The 15,068-nt window shown below is 67.5% G+C and carries 14 protein-coding genes; 3 read left to right on the forward strand and 11 right to left on the reverse strand.

The window, feature by feature from the left end; genetic code table 11:
* Nucleotides 1-16 precede the first annotated feature (16 nt).
* Both fba and rpe read left to right on the forward strand, forming a co-directional pair.
* Nucleotides 17-1,054, forward strand: coding sequence for a class II fructose-bisphosphate aldolase (fba, locus tag PXJ20_RS23550; protein WP_199540711.1), 1,038 nt, complete (start codon nucleotides 17-19; stop codon nucleotides 1,052-1,054).
* 62 nt (nucleotides 1,055-1,116) lie between these two features.
* A complete protein-coding gene (gene rpe / locus PXJ20_RS23555) occupies nucleotides 1,117-1,851 on the forward strand; it encodes a ribulose-phosphate 3-epimerase (RefSeq protein WP_421031720.1) in 735 nt (244 codons plus the stop codon).
* Nucleotides 1,852-1,912: 61 nt separating this feature from the next.
* On the opposite strand, the gene PXJ20_RS23560 is transcribed toward rpe, so the two are convergent.
* Genes PXJ20_RS23560 through PXJ20_RS23570 form a run of 3 tightly spaced genes read right to left on the reverse strand, consistent with a single transcriptional unit; the run spans nucleotide 1,913 to nucleotide 5,969 of the window.
* The gene (locus PXJ20_RS23560) at nucleotides 1,913-3,295 is read right to left on the reverse strand and encodes a DUF6513 domain-containing protein (RefSeq protein WP_421031721.1); all 1,383 of its coding nucleotides are present in this window, start codon (nucleotides 3,293-3,295) and stop codon (nucleotides 1,913-1,915) included.
* Complete coding sequence (locus tag PXJ20_RS23565) at nucleotides 3,274-3,873, reverse strand: flavoprotein (RefSeq protein WP_042300860.1); 600 nt, start codon at nucleotides 3,871-3,873, stop codon at nucleotides 3,274-3,276. Before PXJ20_RS23565 ends, PXJ20_RS23560 begins: the two co-directional genes overlap by 22 nt.
* Entirely contained in the window at nucleotides 3,870-5,969 is a 2,100-nt protein-coding gene (locus PXJ20_RS23570; protein ID WP_421031722.1) for a sigma-54-dependent Fis family transcriptional regulator, read from the reverse strand. Before PXJ20_RS23570 ends, PXJ20_RS23565 begins: the two co-directional genes overlap by 4 nt.
* 369 nt (nucleotides 5,970-6,338) lie before the next feature.
* Here PXJ20_RS23570 and PXJ20_RS23575 point away from each other — a divergent pair, with 369 nt between their 5' ends.
* Nucleotides 6,339-6,860, forward strand: coding sequence for a dihydroneopterin aldolase (locus tag PXJ20_RS23575; protein WP_421031723.1), 522 nt, complete (start codon nucleotides 6,339-6,341; stop codon nucleotides 6,858-6,860).
* A gap of 226 nt (nucleotides 6,861-7,086) precedes the next feature.
* Here the strand turns inward: PXJ20_RS23575 and PXJ20_RS23580 are convergent, their stop codons facing one another.
* The 8 genes from PXJ20_RS23580 to PXJ20_RS23615 all read right to left on the reverse strand — a co-directional run bounded on the left by PXJ20_RS23580 (nucleotide 7,087) and on the right by PXJ20_RS23615 (nucleotide 14,724).
* Entirely contained in the window at nucleotides 7,087-7,548 is a 462-nt protein-coding gene (locus PXJ20_RS23580; RefSeq protein WP_126875351.1) for a hypothetical protein, read from the reverse strand.
* A gap of 153 nt (nucleotides 7,549-7,701) precedes the next feature.
* Nucleotides 7,702-8,211, reverse strand: a complete 510-nt coding sequence (fae, locus tag PXJ20_RS23585; protein ID WP_017774778.1) for a formaldehyde-activating enzyme — start codon at nucleotides 8,209-8,211, stop codon at nucleotides 7,702-7,704.
* Between the two features lie 144 nt (nucleotides 8,212-8,355).
* A complete protein-coding gene (locus PXJ20_RS23590; protein ID WP_421031724.1) occupies nucleotides 8,356-9,276 on the reverse strand; it encodes a triphosphoribosyl-dephospho-CoA synthase in 921 nt (306 codons plus the stop codon).
* Between the two features lie 67 nt (nucleotides 9,277-9,343).
* The gene (locus PXJ20_RS23595; protein WP_421032628.1) at nucleotides 9,344-10,330 is read right to left on the reverse strand and encodes an ATP-grasp domain-containing protein; all 987 of its coding nucleotides are present in this window, start codon (nucleotides 10,328-10,330) and stop codon (nucleotides 9,344-9,346) included.
* 101 nt (nucleotides 10,331-10,431) lie between these two features.
* Nucleotides 10,432-11,454 carry a methenyltetrahydromethanopterin cyclohydrolase gene (gene mch / locus PXJ20_RS23600; RefSeq protein ID WP_421031725.1) on the reverse strand — a complete coding sequence of 341 codons (1,023 nt, stop codon included), beginning with the start codon at nucleotides 11,452-11,454 and terminating at the stop codon, nucleotides 10,432-10,434.
* Nucleotides 11,429-12,658 (reverse strand): ATP-grasp domain-containing protein, encoded by a 1,230-nt coding sequence (locus tag PXJ20_RS23605; protein ID WP_421031726.1) that lies wholly within the window; start codon nucleotides 12,656-12,658, stop codon nucleotides 11,429-11,431. Before PXJ20_RS23605 ends, mch begins: the two co-directional genes overlap by 26 nt.
* A gap of 44 nt (nucleotides 12,659-12,702) precedes the next feature.
* Complete coding sequence (locus tag PXJ20_RS23610; protein ID WP_421031727.1) at nucleotides 12,703-13,638, reverse strand: NAD(P)-dependent methylenetetrahydromethanopterin dehydrogenase; 936 nt, start codon at nucleotides 13,636-13,638, stop codon at nucleotides 12,703-12,705.
* A gap of 60 nt (nucleotides 13,639-13,698) precedes the next feature.
* A complete protein-coding gene (locus PXJ20_RS23615) occupies nucleotides 13,699-14,724 on the reverse strand; it encodes a beta-ribofuranosylaminobenzene 5'-phosphate synthase family protein (protein ID WP_042300866.1) in 1,026 nt (341 codons plus the stop codon).
* Between the last annotated feature and the right edge of the window lie 344 nt (nucleotides 14,725-15,068).

Below are 15,068 nucleotides of genomic sequence, written 5' to 3' on the forward strand. Positions count from 1 at the left end.
CGACGAGGAGTGAATGATGGCTCTTATCGCATTGCGCCAGCTACTGGACCACGCAGCCGAGCACGGCTACGGCGTGCCCGCCTTCAACATCAACAACATGGAGCAGATTCACGCGATCATGGCCGCCGCGCAGTCCACGGCGAGCCCGGTGATCCTGCAGGCGTCGTCGGGCGCGCGCAAGTACGCGGGCGAGCCGTATCTGCGGCACCTCGTGCACGCTGCCATCGAAGCGCATCCCGACATTCCCGTCGTGCTGCATCAGGATCATGGCGCGAGCCCCGCCGTGTGCCAGCAGGCCATTCGCTCGGGCTTCACGTCGGTGATGATGGACGGCTCGCTGCTGGCCGACCAGAAAACGCCGGCCACGTACGACTACAACGTGGACGTGAGCCGCCGCGTGGTGGAAGCCGCGCACGCCGTGGGCGTTTCGGTGGAGGGCGAACTGGGGTGCCTGGGTTCGCTCGAAACCGGCGAGGCCGGCGACGAGGACGGCGTGGGCGCACAGGGCAAGCTCTCGCGCGAACATCTGTTGACCGACCCCGAGGAAGCGCGGCAATTCGTGGAAGCAACGGGCGTGGACGCACTCGCCATCGCGATCGGCACTTCGCACGGTGCGTACAAGTTCACGCGCGAACCCACGGGCGACATTCTCGCCATGGACCGCATCGCCGAAATTCACGAGCGCATTCCGAACACGCATCTGGTGATGCATGGTTCCTCGTCGGTGCCGCAGGAGTGGCTTGCTGTGATTCGCGAGTACGGCGGCGAGATTCCCACCACGTACGGCGTGCCTGTGGAAGAGATTCAGCGCGGCATTGCGCACGGCGTGCGCAAGGTCAACATCGACACCGACATCCGGCTTGCCATGAGCGGCGCGATGCGCAAGTCGATGGCGAGCGCGCGGTCCGAGTTCGATCCGCGCGTGGCGCTGAAAGCTGCCACGGCTGCGGCTGCGGCGGTGTGCGTGGAGCGCTTCGAGGCGTTCGGCTGCGCCGGGCAAGCGGCGCGCATCAAGCCGTTGACGCTCGATGCGATGGCGCGCCGTTATCACTGAGGCGCGCACGTCGGGCGTCGCATCCAGCGTTCGTTTCATCCATCAACCGAAAGAGGCCGCACATGCGCGAATTCCTGATTGCCCCCTCGCTGCTCTCGGCGGACTTCGCGCGTCTGGCCGACGAGATTCGCGACGTGACGGCCGCCGGCGCCGACTGGATCCATCTCGACGTGATGGATAACCACTACGTGCCCAACCTCACGGTCGGGCCGCTCGTGTGCGCGGCGATTCGCCCGCATACGCGCGTGCCCATCGACGTGCATCTCATGACGTCGCCCGTCGATCCGCTTGTCACGGCGTTTGCCGAGGCGGGCGCGGACACCATCAGCTTTCATCCGGAGGCTTCGCATCATGTGCACCGGACCATCGAGCTCATCAAGGCAAGCGGGGCGCGCGCGGGGCTGGCGCTCAACCCGGCGACGCCGCTTGCGGTACTCGACCACGTGCTGGAGCGGCTCGACGTGGTGCTCGTCATGTCGGTCAATCCGGGCTTCGGCGGCCAGGCATTCATCCCGCAAACGCTCGACAAGCTGCGCAGCCTGCGCGAGAAAGTGGCGGTGACGGTGGCACGCACGGGGCGGCCCATCGCCATCGAAGTGGACGGCGGCGTGAAGGCCGCGAACATCGCGGAAATTGCGGCGGCGGGCGCGGATGTGTTCGTGGCAGGTTCCGCGGTGTTCGGCGCGGACGATTACGCGAAGGCGATGGGCGAAATGCGGGCGGCGCTGGCTGGCGTCCAGGAAGGCGAACGGATGGGCGGCATAGCGAACGAAGTGCTCGAACCTGCCGTGCGGTGATGCGGCTGTACCTGGCGATGCGCGAGGCGTTGGCTTGGGCTTAAGCGAAGCCCCGTGCCGCCTACGCCTTCTTCCTCGTGCTTCCCGGCTCCTGCCACACGCATAGATCGTCTTCTGGCTTGTCTACTGCGCAGCCCCAGTCGAGCGGCTGGTCCTGGTCGAAGCGCTTGCCCAGTTGCCAGGCAATCTGCGCGCGCGCCAGCTGCACGCCCATATAGAACGCGTGGCCGCCGTCGGTTTCCAGACCAAGCTGCGGATACAGATCGAACGGGTCCACAGCGCGCCGCTGCCCGTCGCGGTTATAGACGTGGATGCCTTGCGTGCTCACCTGCACGCGGAAGTTCGGATCGCGTACGCCTTGCGCGATTTCGTCGATTTCCGCCGGGCTATAGGGAAAAGGGCGTTTTTCATGCACGGTGGCGAGCCGTGCGTCGATTCCCTTGGGCAACACCTGCGCCGTGCGTGCCGCGTGCATCACGCGCCGCGCCACGTCGGCTTCGCGCACGGCGCGCCGCGCGTGCTGGCTCACTGATGTAGTGAGCACGGCAGCGATGCGCAACTCTGCCGCCATGCCGAGCAGCACCGCGTTGATGCCGCTCGTGTCGGCCTCGGTGAGTTCCGTCACGTTGCCGATGCCCATCATGATCGCCACCTCGGGGTGCCGCTCTCGCAGCCGCACATAGCGCGCAATGGACGTGGCGAGGCCGAACGGAATGGGATCGAGTATCGGATCGGCGAGAAACGGGCGGCCACGTGCGGTCATCGCTTCGATGGCGGCGTCGAGCGAGGCTTCGTCAGCGGGCTCGCGCGCCACGAGTATCGGCGTGGACGGCACTTCGTCTGCCACCCAGAGCGTGTCCGCGTTCAGGCTCATCAGGTAGTCCGCGCCGGCGCGGCCGCCGCGCACGAGTTCTTCGGTGCGCATGGAGTCCACGCTCACGCGATAGCCCTGCGACTTGAGTAGCCGCACCGCGTCTTCCAGATGCGGAAACGGCGTTTCGGGCAGGCAGCCGATGTCGATAACGTCCGCGCCCTGCGCCGCGTACTCCTTCGCACGCGCGGCGATGCCGTCCAGATCGAGGCGCGGCGCATCCACGATTTCCGCGAAGATTTCGGTCTCGTAGCGCGTGAGGTCGAAGGGCTGAGCCTTGCGGCCGAAGAACTGCGGCAGGTCTTTCACCTCTTCGGGGCCGCGCTCCACGGGCACGCCGTAGTGCTGCGTCAACACATCGAGGTCGCCGCGGCAGCGGCCCGGCACGATCACGCGTTGCGCGGCAATGGGCGCGGGCACGCGGCGCAGGATCAGGTCGGCCGTCATGAGCGCGGCCACCTGTAGCCCGATTTCTCGCACTTCCCAACTGAACGGCGCGGGCGTCATGCTTTCCAGCACGTTCGTGAGGCTCTTTTCGGCGAGCCGCCCGGTCAGGAAGACGATGTGTTCCATGCGAGGTCGAGCGTGGCGAGGCGGGCGTCGAGCGCTATCTTCAATTCGTCGAGCGAGCGTGCCACAGTGGTGAACTCGAAGCGCGAGAGGCGCTCAACGTTCTCGAGTTCGATGGCGCGCGGCCGCAATTCGACCCATTCCGTGGGGCTTTGCGTGATCACCGTGGGTTCGGTATCGCATGCAAAGACAATGCCCGGAATGCACTGCTTGCCCGCCTGCGCAAACATGTTGGTGGGCAGCGTGTCCGAGATGCCGAAGGCGCACTTGGCCACCGTGTTGCTCGTGGCCGGTGCGATCACCACGGTGTGGTATTCGCCGTGATAGAGCATGCCCACGGGCACGCCGCTCGCGCTGTTGTCGCGCAGTACGCGGTGAAAGTGCTCGCGCAGCTTCGGCACGGTCCAGCCGTAGAGCGGCAGCACTTCCTCGCCCGCGGCGGAAAGAAAGATGTCCACGCCCGGCAACTGCTGCGCGAGCGCGATGGATTCCTGAAGCATGTGGCCCGAGCCGGTCACGCACCATGCGAAGCGCGAGTCCGGCGCGAAGGTGGCAAGGTCGCGCGTGGAAGGGCGACTCATGCGTTGCCAGGGGGCATCGAGCCGTCGTGCGACAGCGGAATGTGCAGCCTTCGCATCTTGCGATACAGCGTGTTGCGGCTGATGCCCAGCGACCGCGCCACGTTGCTCACGTTCCAGCGGTGTTTCTCCAGCAGGGAGAGCACGGTTTCGCGTTCGTTCAACTGAATGGCGTTGAGGGCGGAGAGGTCCAGCACCTCGTCGGGTTCCGCATCGAATTCTGGCTCGACGGCGCGCCTCAGCACGGCAGGCTCCGCACTGGGCGCGCGCTGCGTGACTTCGGCGGGCAGGTCGGCCAGCCGGATGCACTTGCCGTCGCACAGCGCGATGGCCATTTGCAGCACGTGCCGCAACTGCCGGATGTTGCCGGGCCAGTTGTACGAGAGCAGGGCCTGTTCGGCGTCGGGCGCGAGTTCGGGCGGGTTGTCGGTTTCGCCTGCGAGCAGGTGGTGGATCAGCGGCAGTTTGTCGAGCCGCTCGCCCAGCGACGGCAGCGTCAATTCCACGCCCTTCAGACGATAGTAGAGGTCCGCGCGGAACTGGCCTTCCTGCACGAGTTCGAGCAGATTGCGGTGGCTCGCGCTGATGAGCTGGAAGTCCACCTTCACGGTGGTTTCGGCGCCAAGCGGCGTGACTTCCTGCTCTTCGATCACGCGCAACAGGCGCGCCTGCAACGCGAGCGGCATGTCGCCAATTTCGTCCAGAAACAGCGTGCCGCTATTGGCCTGCAGAATCTTGCCGCGCCGGCCTTCGCGCTGTGCGCCGGTGAAAGCGCCCGCGCGATAGCCGAACAACTCGCTTTCGATCAGCGTTTCAGGCAGCGACGCGCAATTCACCGGCACGAACGGCCCCGCTGCATGCGGGCTCACGCTGTGCAGCGCATGCGCGAACACTTCCTTGCCGCTGCCCGTCTGGCCGCGCAGCACAATGGGAATCTTCCGTTGAATCACGCGCACACCCAGTTGCACCTGCGACGCCATACGCGGGTCGCCGAATTCGAGGTGCGCCACTTTTTCGAGATGCGGCTCCGGTGCCGTGCGGTTTCCGGCGCTTTGATTGCCGCTTGTACCACCGCTTGCGCCACCGCTTGCGCCACCGCTTGCATGGCTCGCACTCGCCGCGGGGCGAGCGTTGGGATCGGTCATGAGTACGCGCGTTGCGCGCGCCGCGTTGCTCTGCGGGCTTTGCGCCACGAGGAAGAAACGGTTGGTGGCGTTCGCGCTGTACACCGTGACCGGATGGAACGAGCCGCGAATGCTGCGCGCAATCATGTCTTCCAGCGACGCGTTGAACGCTTCCTCGATACGCTTGCCGCGCAGTTCGTCGAGCGAGCGGAAACCCAACTGGAAGAGCGCGCTGCGGTTGGCTGCGAGCACGGTGCTGTCGTCGGCCACGGCGAGTTTGCCCACGTGCAGCGTGCCCACGAATTCGGGCCGGCTGTGGAAGTGGATCATGTTCGCGTGCCGATAGCGCGCGTCGAGCAGACGGTTTTCGATCATCTGTCGCGACATGCCCACGAGCACGAGCGAATGCTGCTGCAGCAGCCGCGAGCGGCTCGTCACGTCGAGCACACCGGCCACTTCGCCCTTGTCGTCGAAGATGGGCGCGGCCGAACACGTGAGCCCCGTGTAGCGCGGATAAAAGTGCTCGTGCTGGCACACGGCAATGCAATCGCGTTCTGCGAGGCACGTACCCATGCCGTTGGTGCCCGCTTCGCGCTCGCTCCATAGCGCGCCCACGCGAAAGCCGTCCGCGGCGACAGACTCCGCGAACGGCACGGAGGACACCTGATGAAGAATGGCCCCTTGCGCATCCACGAGTACGACGGCGAGTTCGGGATCGGCAAGCTGCTGGTAGAGCGTGGTCATCTCGAGCTTCGAGCACGCAATGAGATCGCGCAGCGCTTCGCGGCGCGAGCGCAGTTCGTAGTCGGTGAGCACCGGCGGGGTGACGAAGCGGGACGGGTCGAGGTGGTACTCGTTCATGCAACGCGCCCACGATTGCGCCACGGACTCGCTCATGGGCCGTGTAGGCAACTGGTGGTTGACGACGTTGAGAACTTCGCGGGCGTGCATACTGCTGTCGGCAAGCAACGGCATGGGACTTGTCTCCGTGGCGTACGCACTCATGCCGGCTGGTGGAGCCGCCGCGCGCGCCGCCTTATCGATAATGTTCGTCCACTTGTTGCACTGCGGTTTCTCGCGCCCGCATGCGCAGCCAACGGCCATGCATCATGAATCTGGGTTCTATCTGTACATGGCCGCTTAAAAAACTCTACGCCGGATGGCGCTCCCGTTCAATAAGCAGTCGCACGGGGACGCACAGTGTGCCCGGTTTTTGCTCTTTGCTGTTCAGCCCATAGTCGGGCCTGCAAAACGAAAGTCGCTGTGCCAGGTTTGGTACAGAGTGCTTCGCTTTTCCGGGAACTGTCCCTTTTCAACGAGCCGCGCGCGGCGGAGCAGCACAACATGAATCGTATCGAAAGCCTTCGCCTCGTGAATCTTGCCGACGCCGCAACGGACAGCCACATGCACCTGCGCTCGCAGGCGACTGAGGCGATGCCAGAGCAGATGGACATTGTGTTCGTCGAAAACTTCGTGGCCCCAACCATTATTGGAATAGACCGCGAGGAAAAGGATGCTGCCCAACCGGTACGCATCAACCTTGCCATCGGGCTGCCGCGCATTCGCGCGTGCACGACGGACCGCATAGAAGACACCGTGAATTACGCAGCGGTGCGTGAGGCGCTGCTCGCGCTGCTCGCCACGCATCGTCTGACGCTGCTCGAAGCGCTCGCAGAGGCCGTGGCGCAGCTGTTGATCGGCGAATTCGGCGCAGCGTGGGTGCGCGTGTCGATTGCCAAGCCGGCCAAGTTCGACGACGTGACGGCCGTGGGCGTGCAGATCGAGCGGCGGCGCAGCGGTTCGGATGCGCCGCGCATGAGTCTGGAAGGTTTCGCGTCGCTTGGCGCGGGGCTCGTGCCCAACTGAGGCGGGCGAGCCGCGCACGGAATACAGGGCCGGCTCGCCGCATTTCGGCACGTGTTAGCAGACACGTATCAGCAGGCACGCATCAGCGCGCCTCGTCCGCTGCGTTGCAGCAGTACGCGCCGGCAATGAGCGCCGACAATGCGGCTCACGCGGGGCGTCCCTGCATTTCGCCCCGCAGTGCGTTCTCCGCAGTGAGCCCTCGCAGTGGTCTTCGCAGTAAGTCCTGCTACTTCGCCGTGGCCCCTGCGGCAGACGCCGTGGTCTGCGAGCCTAGCCCGCAGGCGTGATAGGCGTTGGCCTGTAGCGTGCGGAATTTCTTCGTCTGGCGCTTCGCTTCATCCACGCGAAACTCGGCGCCGCCTTCGCCACCCAGCGTGGCGTACTTCGCGAACGTGGACTGGTCGATGAAGTCGTTATACGGCAACGCGGTCGCCATCTTGTCGATCACGCACGAGCACTTGTAGACGTTCACGAAGTCGTGCCCGTTCTCGTCCATGCAGGAGAGCACGTATTCCACGCGGCCTTCGGTCGGGTAGTCGTAGCCGCCTGCCGGCGCCTTTGCTTGAGCCTGTGCATCCTGCGGCGGGGCTGCGGCCTGCTGGGCAGCGCCGTTCTGCTGTGCCCATGCCAGCGGTGCGAAGAGCGTCACGCACGCGCCGGCCAGCAACATACGGGATCGTCTCGTCATCTGTTCCCCCTCAATGGCTGGCGTGCCGGCTTAAGCAACGTGCAGCCGCACCGGCAACGCAACATGCCGGGAACCGTGGCTGGACGTGGCCCAGGCGGTTCCCGGCTTCTCACTTTCTGACTTCCACCACGTGCGTGGCGGGCGCGGTTCGCTTCAACCCGCTGCGAACGGATGCGCCACGCTCGCCTTCTTCGACACCACCTCCGCCGCTGTGGGCTGCCCGGCCACGGCACGCTGGATCGCCTCGCGGGTGGCCTTGTAGTTGAACTCCTGGATCTTCTTGTCGTCGTCGGCGAGCCAGTGAATGAACACGCCCACGCAGATGAACAGATCGTCCGCTTCGTCCTGAGGAATCGTGCCGTCCTCCACGCTGTCCGCCACGGCGAGCGCCACCGCGTGCTGTGCCGGGCCGAACATCTGCACGGCCTGCTTCGCGCCCTTGATCGTCACCTTGTTGAACATCACCGTAGGCGGCTTGGTCACGAGGTTCGGCGCAACGACGGCGAGCAGCGACGTGAAGCCGTCCTTGTTGTTGGTCAGCGCGTTGCAGAACGCCGTTTCTGCAGCTGAACCTCGCGGTCCGATGAGCAAGTCGATGTGCGCGACTTCGTTACCGTCGCCGACCAGCGACTCTCCTATCAGGACGCGATTGATCTTGGCCATGCTGTTCCTCCATGAGTGAATGGATCTGCTGACTGCGTGGTTGCCGTCTGCATCGTTGGTTTGAGGTCCCCGAGCGTGCAGGAGCGTGGTGAAGAACGGTGGCTTTAGCTATCACTTTCCGTGCCAGTTCGCGCGCCGCGACGCTCATGTCTCGTCGCCGCGCGCAGCCGGTGCACGCACCCAGCCTTGCGGCGCGAGACGGCCCGCTACGAACAGCGTGGCGACAGTCAGGTCGGCGCTCGTGCCGGGATTGATGCCGCGCGATTTCAGTTCGGTATCCCATGCATAGAGGTCACGCAAGGCGCTCTGGTCTGGCGTTTGAGTGGCCGCCGCGCGCCAGCGGCCGTGCTGCGCGCGTGCCGCAAGCGTGACACTCTGCGCCAGCGCCATGCCGTGTTTGCGCACAATGTGCGAATCGGGATGGCTCGCGAGGAACGTGAGGAACACGTTGAGCGTGACCAGACGCGGTGCCTCGGCGGGCATTTCGTCTACGGCGGCAAGGCCCGTTTCGAAGATGTCCGCGAAGCCGTTCGCGTACTGCCGCGCAATGCTGTCGCGCTGCGCGGCCAGTTGCATGGCGGCGCGCAAATCGACGGTGGGGGCGTCGTGGACGGATTGCTCCGGCGCGTCGCCCAGACCACCGGGATTCGCAAGCGCGATGGCGCGATAGGCGTCGCGTGCGTCGTCCACGGTGAGGCGAGCGAGCACGCGTTCTGTTGCAGCGCGCCAGCGCTGTGCGGTGAGCGCTTCGCCAATGCGCTCTTTGAGTTCGTCCAGCGAGGCAGCAAGCGGCGCGACGAGCAGCACGATGCCCAGGTTCGTGTTGCATCCCGCCACTTCGCGCGTGCGCGCCACTGCGTCGAGAATCCGCTTGCCCACAGGCGCGCCGTGCGCGAACAGCGGACCGGCGGCGGCTTGCGCGCTGGCCAGAAACTGCGCGGCCGTCATGCCGTGTCCCGCGCTTTCCACGCTGACGTTGCCGGGCTTCGGCGTTTCCACGTCGAGCCGGCACGCGGCAAGAAACGCCTCGCGCGCAAGGTCGAATGGCGTGGGCGGTGGGGTCATGGCGTGTTTGATGGCGCGTTATGTGGCACGTGGTGGCACGGGGTGGCACGTGCAGTGGCGCGCACCCTCACGCGGCCGGCGACGCCGCCAGCGGCGGCGCGTCGCCTGGCTCGTTTGCACGCGCGAGCGCGGCGCGGCTCGCGGCGAGCTTGCGGTCGAGCAGGTCGTCGACGAGCGCTGCCGCGAGGTCGACCGTGGTGACCGATTGCAACCCGCGCCACGCCGCCACGCCGTTCACTTCGAGCACGAGCGGGCGGTTCGCGTCGTCGGGATTCGGGATGAGATCGACGCCCGCGTAGTCGAGGCCGAGCGCATCGGCCGCGTGTATGGCGGTGCGCGTCAGCGCCGGGTCGAGCGATTCGGGCTCGCAGCGTCCGCCCTGCGCGAAGTTGTGGATCCAGCCGCGGCCGCCCACGCGCCGCATCGCGGCCACGGCCCGCCCGCCGATCACCATCACGCGCCAGTCGTAGCCGGGCCGCGCGCCTTCCACATAGCGCTGCAGATACGCGACGTGCTGATAAGGGGCCAGCGACGGCAGCGGCGTGAGCGCTTCCACCTGCGTGCCTCGCGCACCTGACGTACGCTTCGCGCCCAACCGCTTGAGCCCGCGACCCTGCGATCCGAACAGCGGCTTGAGCACGACCTGGCGCCCCGCGGCCGCCTCGCGCATCAACACGCGCTGCGCAAACGCCGTGGATTCGCCGGCCCACGTCGCGGGCGTCGCGATGCCGTTGCGGTGCAGCAGAAAACTCGTCATCGATTTATCGACGCTGCGCTCGATGGCGCGCGCGTCGTTGTACACGGGCACGCCGCTTTCGCGCAGCGCGTGCAGAATGCCGAGCCGCAGCGTGACCTGCTCGAAGCTGCCGCCCGCAATGCCGCGCACGAACACCGCGTCGGGCAGCGTGTGGCCGTAGCCGGGCAGTGCGAGGCCGTGCGGCGCCCACGTGGTGTCGATGCGGCATGCCGCGAGGTCGATGCAACGCGCCTCCACGCCGCGCGCGCGGAACGCGCTCTTGAGGCGGCCCGTGTGCCAGCCGGTCTCGTCGGTCATGATCGCGACGCGCACGCCGTGATGCCCGCCATGCGTCAGCCGCGGCGGTTCGGAAAGATTTGTCGTATCGGAATCGCTCATGCTGTCTTGCTTTGCCTGCGTCATTGTTCGCGCCATTGCTCGGTGAGCACGGCGGCATCCACGCGTCCGCCGCGATACGTGGCGCCGCTTTCCAGGCTGCTCACCCACGCTTCGGCGGGCGCGAAGAGGGCCGGGTCGATCTGGTAGAAGTCGTAGTTGAAGGACTTAAAGACTTCCGCGAACGGGCGGCCGTAGTCGCGCGAGCACGACGACGGCAATTCGGCGGCGAGGCGCTTCGCCACCGCGTCGTGTTTCACCGTGAGATGCACGCGGCCGCCGTAGAGAATGGCGTCGTTGGTGCGGCCCATGGCTTCGATGCCGTCCGACGCGGGCGGCGGCAATGGCGCGCAGCCGCTGCCTTCCACCACTTCGTCGAGCGGCACGCCGAGCACGTGCACCTTGTGCATTGCCACTTCCACGACGCGTGCAATCACCTGCACCGTTCCCGCCGCGGACGAAGTGGGCGTGACGATGAGCGTGAGCCGGTCAGAGGCGAGGCCGCAGTCGCGCAGCACCTTGTCGACGATCACCTTCGGCGGCAGGCGGTCCACTTCGAGCACGAGCACGCCGCGATCGTGCCGGTCGCGATAGCCGAGTTCGCCGAAGAGCGGCTCTTTCACCGCCAGCGCGCGCGCCGGGCCCGAGCCGAGCGAGAAAAACTTCTTGCCACCCGTTTCTTCCTTCGACGCCGCAAGGCTCCACCCCGCGTACTGGCTGCCGAGGCACGCGAGCACCGGCGACGACGTGTGTACGTCGATCATCGTGGGCCACAGCGGTTCGCTGCCGAAGTCGCCGTGCACCGCCACGCGGCCGAGGCCGCCCATGCAGATGCGCGCCACCAGCACGCCCGCTTCCACGCTGCCGCGCGCATCCACGCCGGCATCCACGATCACCGTGCCGTCGTCGGTCTGCGAGACGGCCACGCCGTAGTACGCGGCGTCGCCCACCAACTGCGCGACGAGCGCTTCGCTGCGGGCATTGACGCTCAACGCGGGCGCCGCCGCGGTGCCGGCCGTTTCAGGAGTGGCAGTGGATGAAGGCATAGTCGGGCTCGTGGCAGGTTTCGATACGTTCGAGAACGGCGTCACGCTGAAGCGTCAGCGCGCGATGCACCTCGGCAAGCGCGGGCGCGCGCACGACCAGCGTGCAGACCGGCTGCCCGGCTTCGACGAGCGTGCCGGGCATCGGCACGTCGCGGCACGCGGGGTCGTGCAGACACGCGTCGCTGAACGCCTGGGACGCGACGAAGCGGCGCGGGGAAAACAGCACCTGTTGCCCGGCGCGCCAGGCGGCATGCGCGGGTGCGGGGTCGGGCAGCTTTCCACGCCGGCAGGCGTCGATATGACAGGCGAGCAGCCCGCGCGGCCACGCGTGCGGCCAGACGGTTTCGTAGAGCGTCATGGTGGACGAGGGGCGCGCGTTGATTTCGAGCACCTGGATGGCGTCGCCGTCCAGCAGGAAGTCGCAGCTGTTGATGCCGGTGAGGCCCGCGTGGGCGCACAGCGCGCTCACGGCCTCGTGCACCTGGGCGGCCACGCGCGGCGGCAGATCGATGGGGCCGATGGAGCCCGCATGCACGAACGGCAGGTTGTCCAGCGCGCAGGTGAGCTGCTCCGCGAAGCCGAGAATGGACACCTCGCCGCGCGCGCCGATGAAAAGCACGGAGAGCGAACGCCCCGCGCTGTGCCGCTGGAAATAGCCGCGCTTCTCGCTGCTGAGACGAAAAAGCGCGCCGCGGTCGAGCGAATCCGCCGCTTCGATGTGCGTGCCGCCGCAACCGTGCGCGCGCTTGAAGAGCCACCCGTGCAGCACGTCAGGCACGGTAAAGGAAACGGCGGGATGTGCAATGTGCAGCGCGTCGAGCAGCGCGAAGAAGCGTTCGGGCTCGCGCACGGCGGCCGTTGCCTCGGCGCTGTTGCCGATCAGGCGCGGCAAGCCGGGCGCATCCAGAAGCTCGCGCGCAAGCGGTTCGACGCCGCTCGTGCCGATCCAGCCCAGCAGATTCGGCAGCCGCGTGACGCGTTGCAGCGCATCCACGAGCCGCGCGCCGTCGATGCACAGCCCGTTGCTCGCGGGGCCGCTCACGTCGAACCAGATTGCCGATGCCTCGCGCGTGTCGCGGTCGCCGAAGAGGTCGAGCGCGGCCACGCGCAGCCCGGCGCGCGCCGCCGACTGCGCGAGCATGCGCGCCGACAGCCCGGCCACCGCCACGAAGGGCGCTTGCGAGGACGAGGGGCGCGCAGTCATATGAGCCATATCGGGCGTTGGTGCGTTCCGGGTGAGCGCGGCGTTCAGCCCAGCTCGCCTGCCACCGCGCGGGCCTCGGCGAATGCTTCGGGAAAACCCAGATATACGGGCTTGCCGGCGGTGCGCATCCGCACGAACAGACGGTGCTCCACCTGGTACTTCACGTTGCCGATGGCGAGTGCGCCGATGCCGATGGCGCCGTCCGGGGTTGCGCCCGGTGCGGACGCGAGCGGCTTGCCGTCGTTCATCACGTTGACGCCCGCAATGCCTTCGGGCGGCACGGCGTTGACGTCCGCGGCGATCAGGAGACGCTTCGCGTGCCCCAGGTCTTCGGCGCTCACCACCTGGATGCCCGCAATCGCGGTGGCGAGCAGGATTTCGGTATCGGCCAGCGCCTGCCGCAGCGCCTGCGGCGTCGCGGTGGAAACGCCCGTGGTCTTGATGCCGAAGCGTTCGTTGATCTCGTCGCTCACGCGCGTAGCGCGCGCGGCGTCCACGTGGCTCGCGATGGCGACGTCCGCGCCCAGCGACGCGGCCATTGCCGCCGCCACGCGGCCCACCGCGCCGGTGCCGCCCGCAATCAGCACGCGCTTGCCGCCCAGCTCCATGCCGGACTCCTTGCGCAGGTGCCGCTCCACGAGCGCGACGAGCGCCGCGGCCGTGGTGTACGAGCCGCTCGGGTCGGCGAACACGGAGACTTCGAACGGCGGCACCATCGCCTTGCGCGCGGTGTCGAGCATGTCGGCGGCGAGCATCACGTCGCGTCCGCCAATGAAAATGCCGGTGCGCGACACGCCCTTCGGGCCGCGCGAAAAGATGGCGTCCTGCGTCAGGTTCGTGACCATCGTGCCGTCCACGTTGCAGTACGGGACGATGACCTGGTAGCCGGCGTCGGCGGCCATGTTCACGTCGAACGGGCTCATTTGCGGCGTGGCCGTGAACATGTGCAGGATGTAGGGCCTTTCAATCGGGTCGGACATGGCAGCGGGCTCGTTGGAGTGTTGAATTCGGTGTCTGGCCGCGGGGGCGGGAGGGCGTTGTCATGCCGCGTCCACGCGCGGTTGCCGGGATTCGGCGGCGCGTACCGTGGCCCCGCGATTGCGTCCGCTCACGATCGCGCAGTCGATGTGCGGCATGCCGCGCGTCGCCTCGCGCGCCGTGGCGAGCGCGAGTTCCGCGTCGCGCGCGGAGCCGACGATCGCGAAGCCCGTGGGACCCCACGACGTCTGTCCGATGCCGGCCGGGCGTTCCGCGGCCACGGCGCGAACGGCGCGCTCCACGTCGGGGCTCGTGAACACGCCGCCTTGCACGGGCGCGAAGTATTCGCCGATGGTCTGCTGCATGTCCGTGACGCCGCGCGCGAAGGGCGCGAAGTTGGCCTCGGCGGCGCCCGGCAGGATCTGCATCAGCACGACGTGGCACAGGTGCGCCGCAAGTTCGCGCGGAAACGGCGCGAGCGCGGCAAGCCCGCGGCGCTCTTGCGCGCCGTGCAGGCCTTCGCGCGAATGGTCGGTGACGAGCAGCACGCGCCAGCGGTCCGGAAACGGCTGGCGCGAGATCAGCGGCGCAACGGCGTTGCGCGGCGGCTCGCCTGGGCCCGCGTCGAGCAGCAGGCCGCCGGAATCGAAACCCAGCACGCCGATGCCCGAGCGCATGCCGCGTCCCAGCAGTGTCGCCAGCTCCGCGCTCGTCGCCTCGCGCCCGGCGAGGCGGACGAATGCGGTACCCACGGCGAGCGCGAGCTGGGTGCCCGAGCCGAGACCGGTATGCGCACGCGGTGTGCGGCGCACGTGGATGGCAAGCGTGACGGGTCCATAGGCGGCCTTCAAGCGTTCGAGACAGATGGCGATGCGCTCGCGTTCGGCTTGCGTCGCCGCGCCTTCTATCTGTTCGTGTTCCGCATGCCGTGCCTCGATCTGCGTCCCCTCGCCGTCGATGACGAGCCCGAGACTGCCGAACGCGCGCCCGAGCGAAGCGCTCGGGTCCAGGAAGCCCAGATGCAGACGCGCGGGCGCATCGACCGTCACGCAGGCCTGGGGTGGAAGGCGGCGAATGTGAAGCGGCATCGCGGGTGTCCTGAGAGGGGTTGCAGGGCGGCTGGCGACAGCTCTGCCGCAGAACGGCCATCGCGCTGCGACAGGCACCGCGCCCGGGGGCTCGTGGCCGACGCGGGCGCGGCGCGGCTGGCGACCCCCGAAGCAGAACGCGTACCAGCGTGCTCGCGCCCGTCTGGCGGGGCGCGAGCGGCAGGCCGGCGGGCGTGCCGGTGTGCTCAGGTGTGAGCGGGGCTCGACGCTTTGCGTCGGGCGAGGCGCACTATGTCACCTGGGTTTGAGCCTGGTGGACGCGCACCTCGCATCTGGCGCGTGGCGGGTTGAGGCTGGCTTGAATCAGGCCGGACCCAGGCCGG

The organism is Paraburkholderia sp. A1RI_3L (genome assembly GCF_048957895.1).
In the GTDB taxonomy this organism is placed as follows: domain Bacteria; phylum Pseudomonadota; class Gammaproteobacteria; order Burkholderiales; family Burkholderiaceae; genus Paraburkholderia; species Paraburkholderia kururiensis.

What these genes read in the sequence shown, in the direction of transcription:
- fba (WP_199540711.1), top strand. Translation starts at nt 17, where the DNA reads ATGGCTCTTATCGCATTGCGCCAGCTACTGGACCACGCAGCCGAGCAC.
- rpe (WP_421031720.1), top strand. Translation starts at nt 1,117, where the DNA reads ATGCGCGAATTCCTGATTGCCCCCTCGCTGCTCTCGGCGGACTTCGCG.
- PXJ20_RS23560 (WP_421031721.1), bottom strand. Translation starts at nt 3,295, where the DNA reads ATGGAACACATCGTCTTCCTGACCGGGCGGCTCGCCGAAAAGAGCCTC.
- PXJ20_RS23565 (WP_042300860.1), bottom strand. Translation starts at nt 3,873, where the DNA reads ATGAGTCGCCCTTCCACGCGCGACCTTGCCACCTTCGCGCCGGACTCG.
- PXJ20_RS23570 (WP_421031722.1), bottom strand. Translation starts at nt 5,969, where the DNA reads ATGCCGTTGCTTGCCGACAGCAGTATGCACGCCCGCGAAGTTCTCAAC.
- PXJ20_RS23575 (WP_421031723.1), top strand. Translation starts at nt 6,339, where the DNA reads ATGAATCGTATCGAAAGCCTTCGCCTCGTGAATCTTGCCGACGCCGCA.
- PXJ20_RS23580 (WP_126875351.1), bottom strand. Translation starts at nt 7,548, where the DNA reads ATGACGAGACGATCCCGTATGTTGCTGGCCGGCGCGTGCGTGACGCTC.
- fae (WP_017774778.1), bottom strand. Translation starts at nt 8,211, where the DNA reads ATGGCCAAGATCAATCGCGTCCTGATAGGAGAGTCGCTGGTCGGCGAC.
- PXJ20_RS23590 (WP_421031724.1), bottom strand. Translation starts at nt 9,276, where the DNA reads ATGACCCCACCGCCCACGCCATTCGACCTTGCGCGCGAGGCGTTTCTT.
- PXJ20_RS23595 (WP_421032628.1), bottom strand. Translation starts at nt 10,330, where the DNA reads ATGACCGACGAGACCGGCTGGCACACGGGCCGCCTCAAGAGCGCGTTC.
- mch (WP_421031725.1), bottom strand. Translation starts at nt 11,454, where the DNA reads ATGCCTTCATCCACTGCCACTCCTGAAACGGCCGGCACCGCGGCGGCG.
- PXJ20_RS23605 (WP_421031726.1), bottom strand. Translation starts at nt 12,658, where the DNA reads ATGACTGCGCGCCCCTCGTCCTCGCAAGCGCCCTTCGTGGCGGTGGCC.
- PXJ20_RS23610 (WP_421031727.1), bottom strand. Translation starts at nt 13,638, where the DNA reads ATGTCCGACCCGATTGAAAGGCCCTACATCCTGCACATGTTCACGGCC.
- PXJ20_RS23615 (WP_042300866.1), bottom strand. Translation starts at nt 14,724, where the DNA reads ATGCCGCTTCACATTCGCCGCCTTCCACCCCAGGCCTGCGTGACGGTC.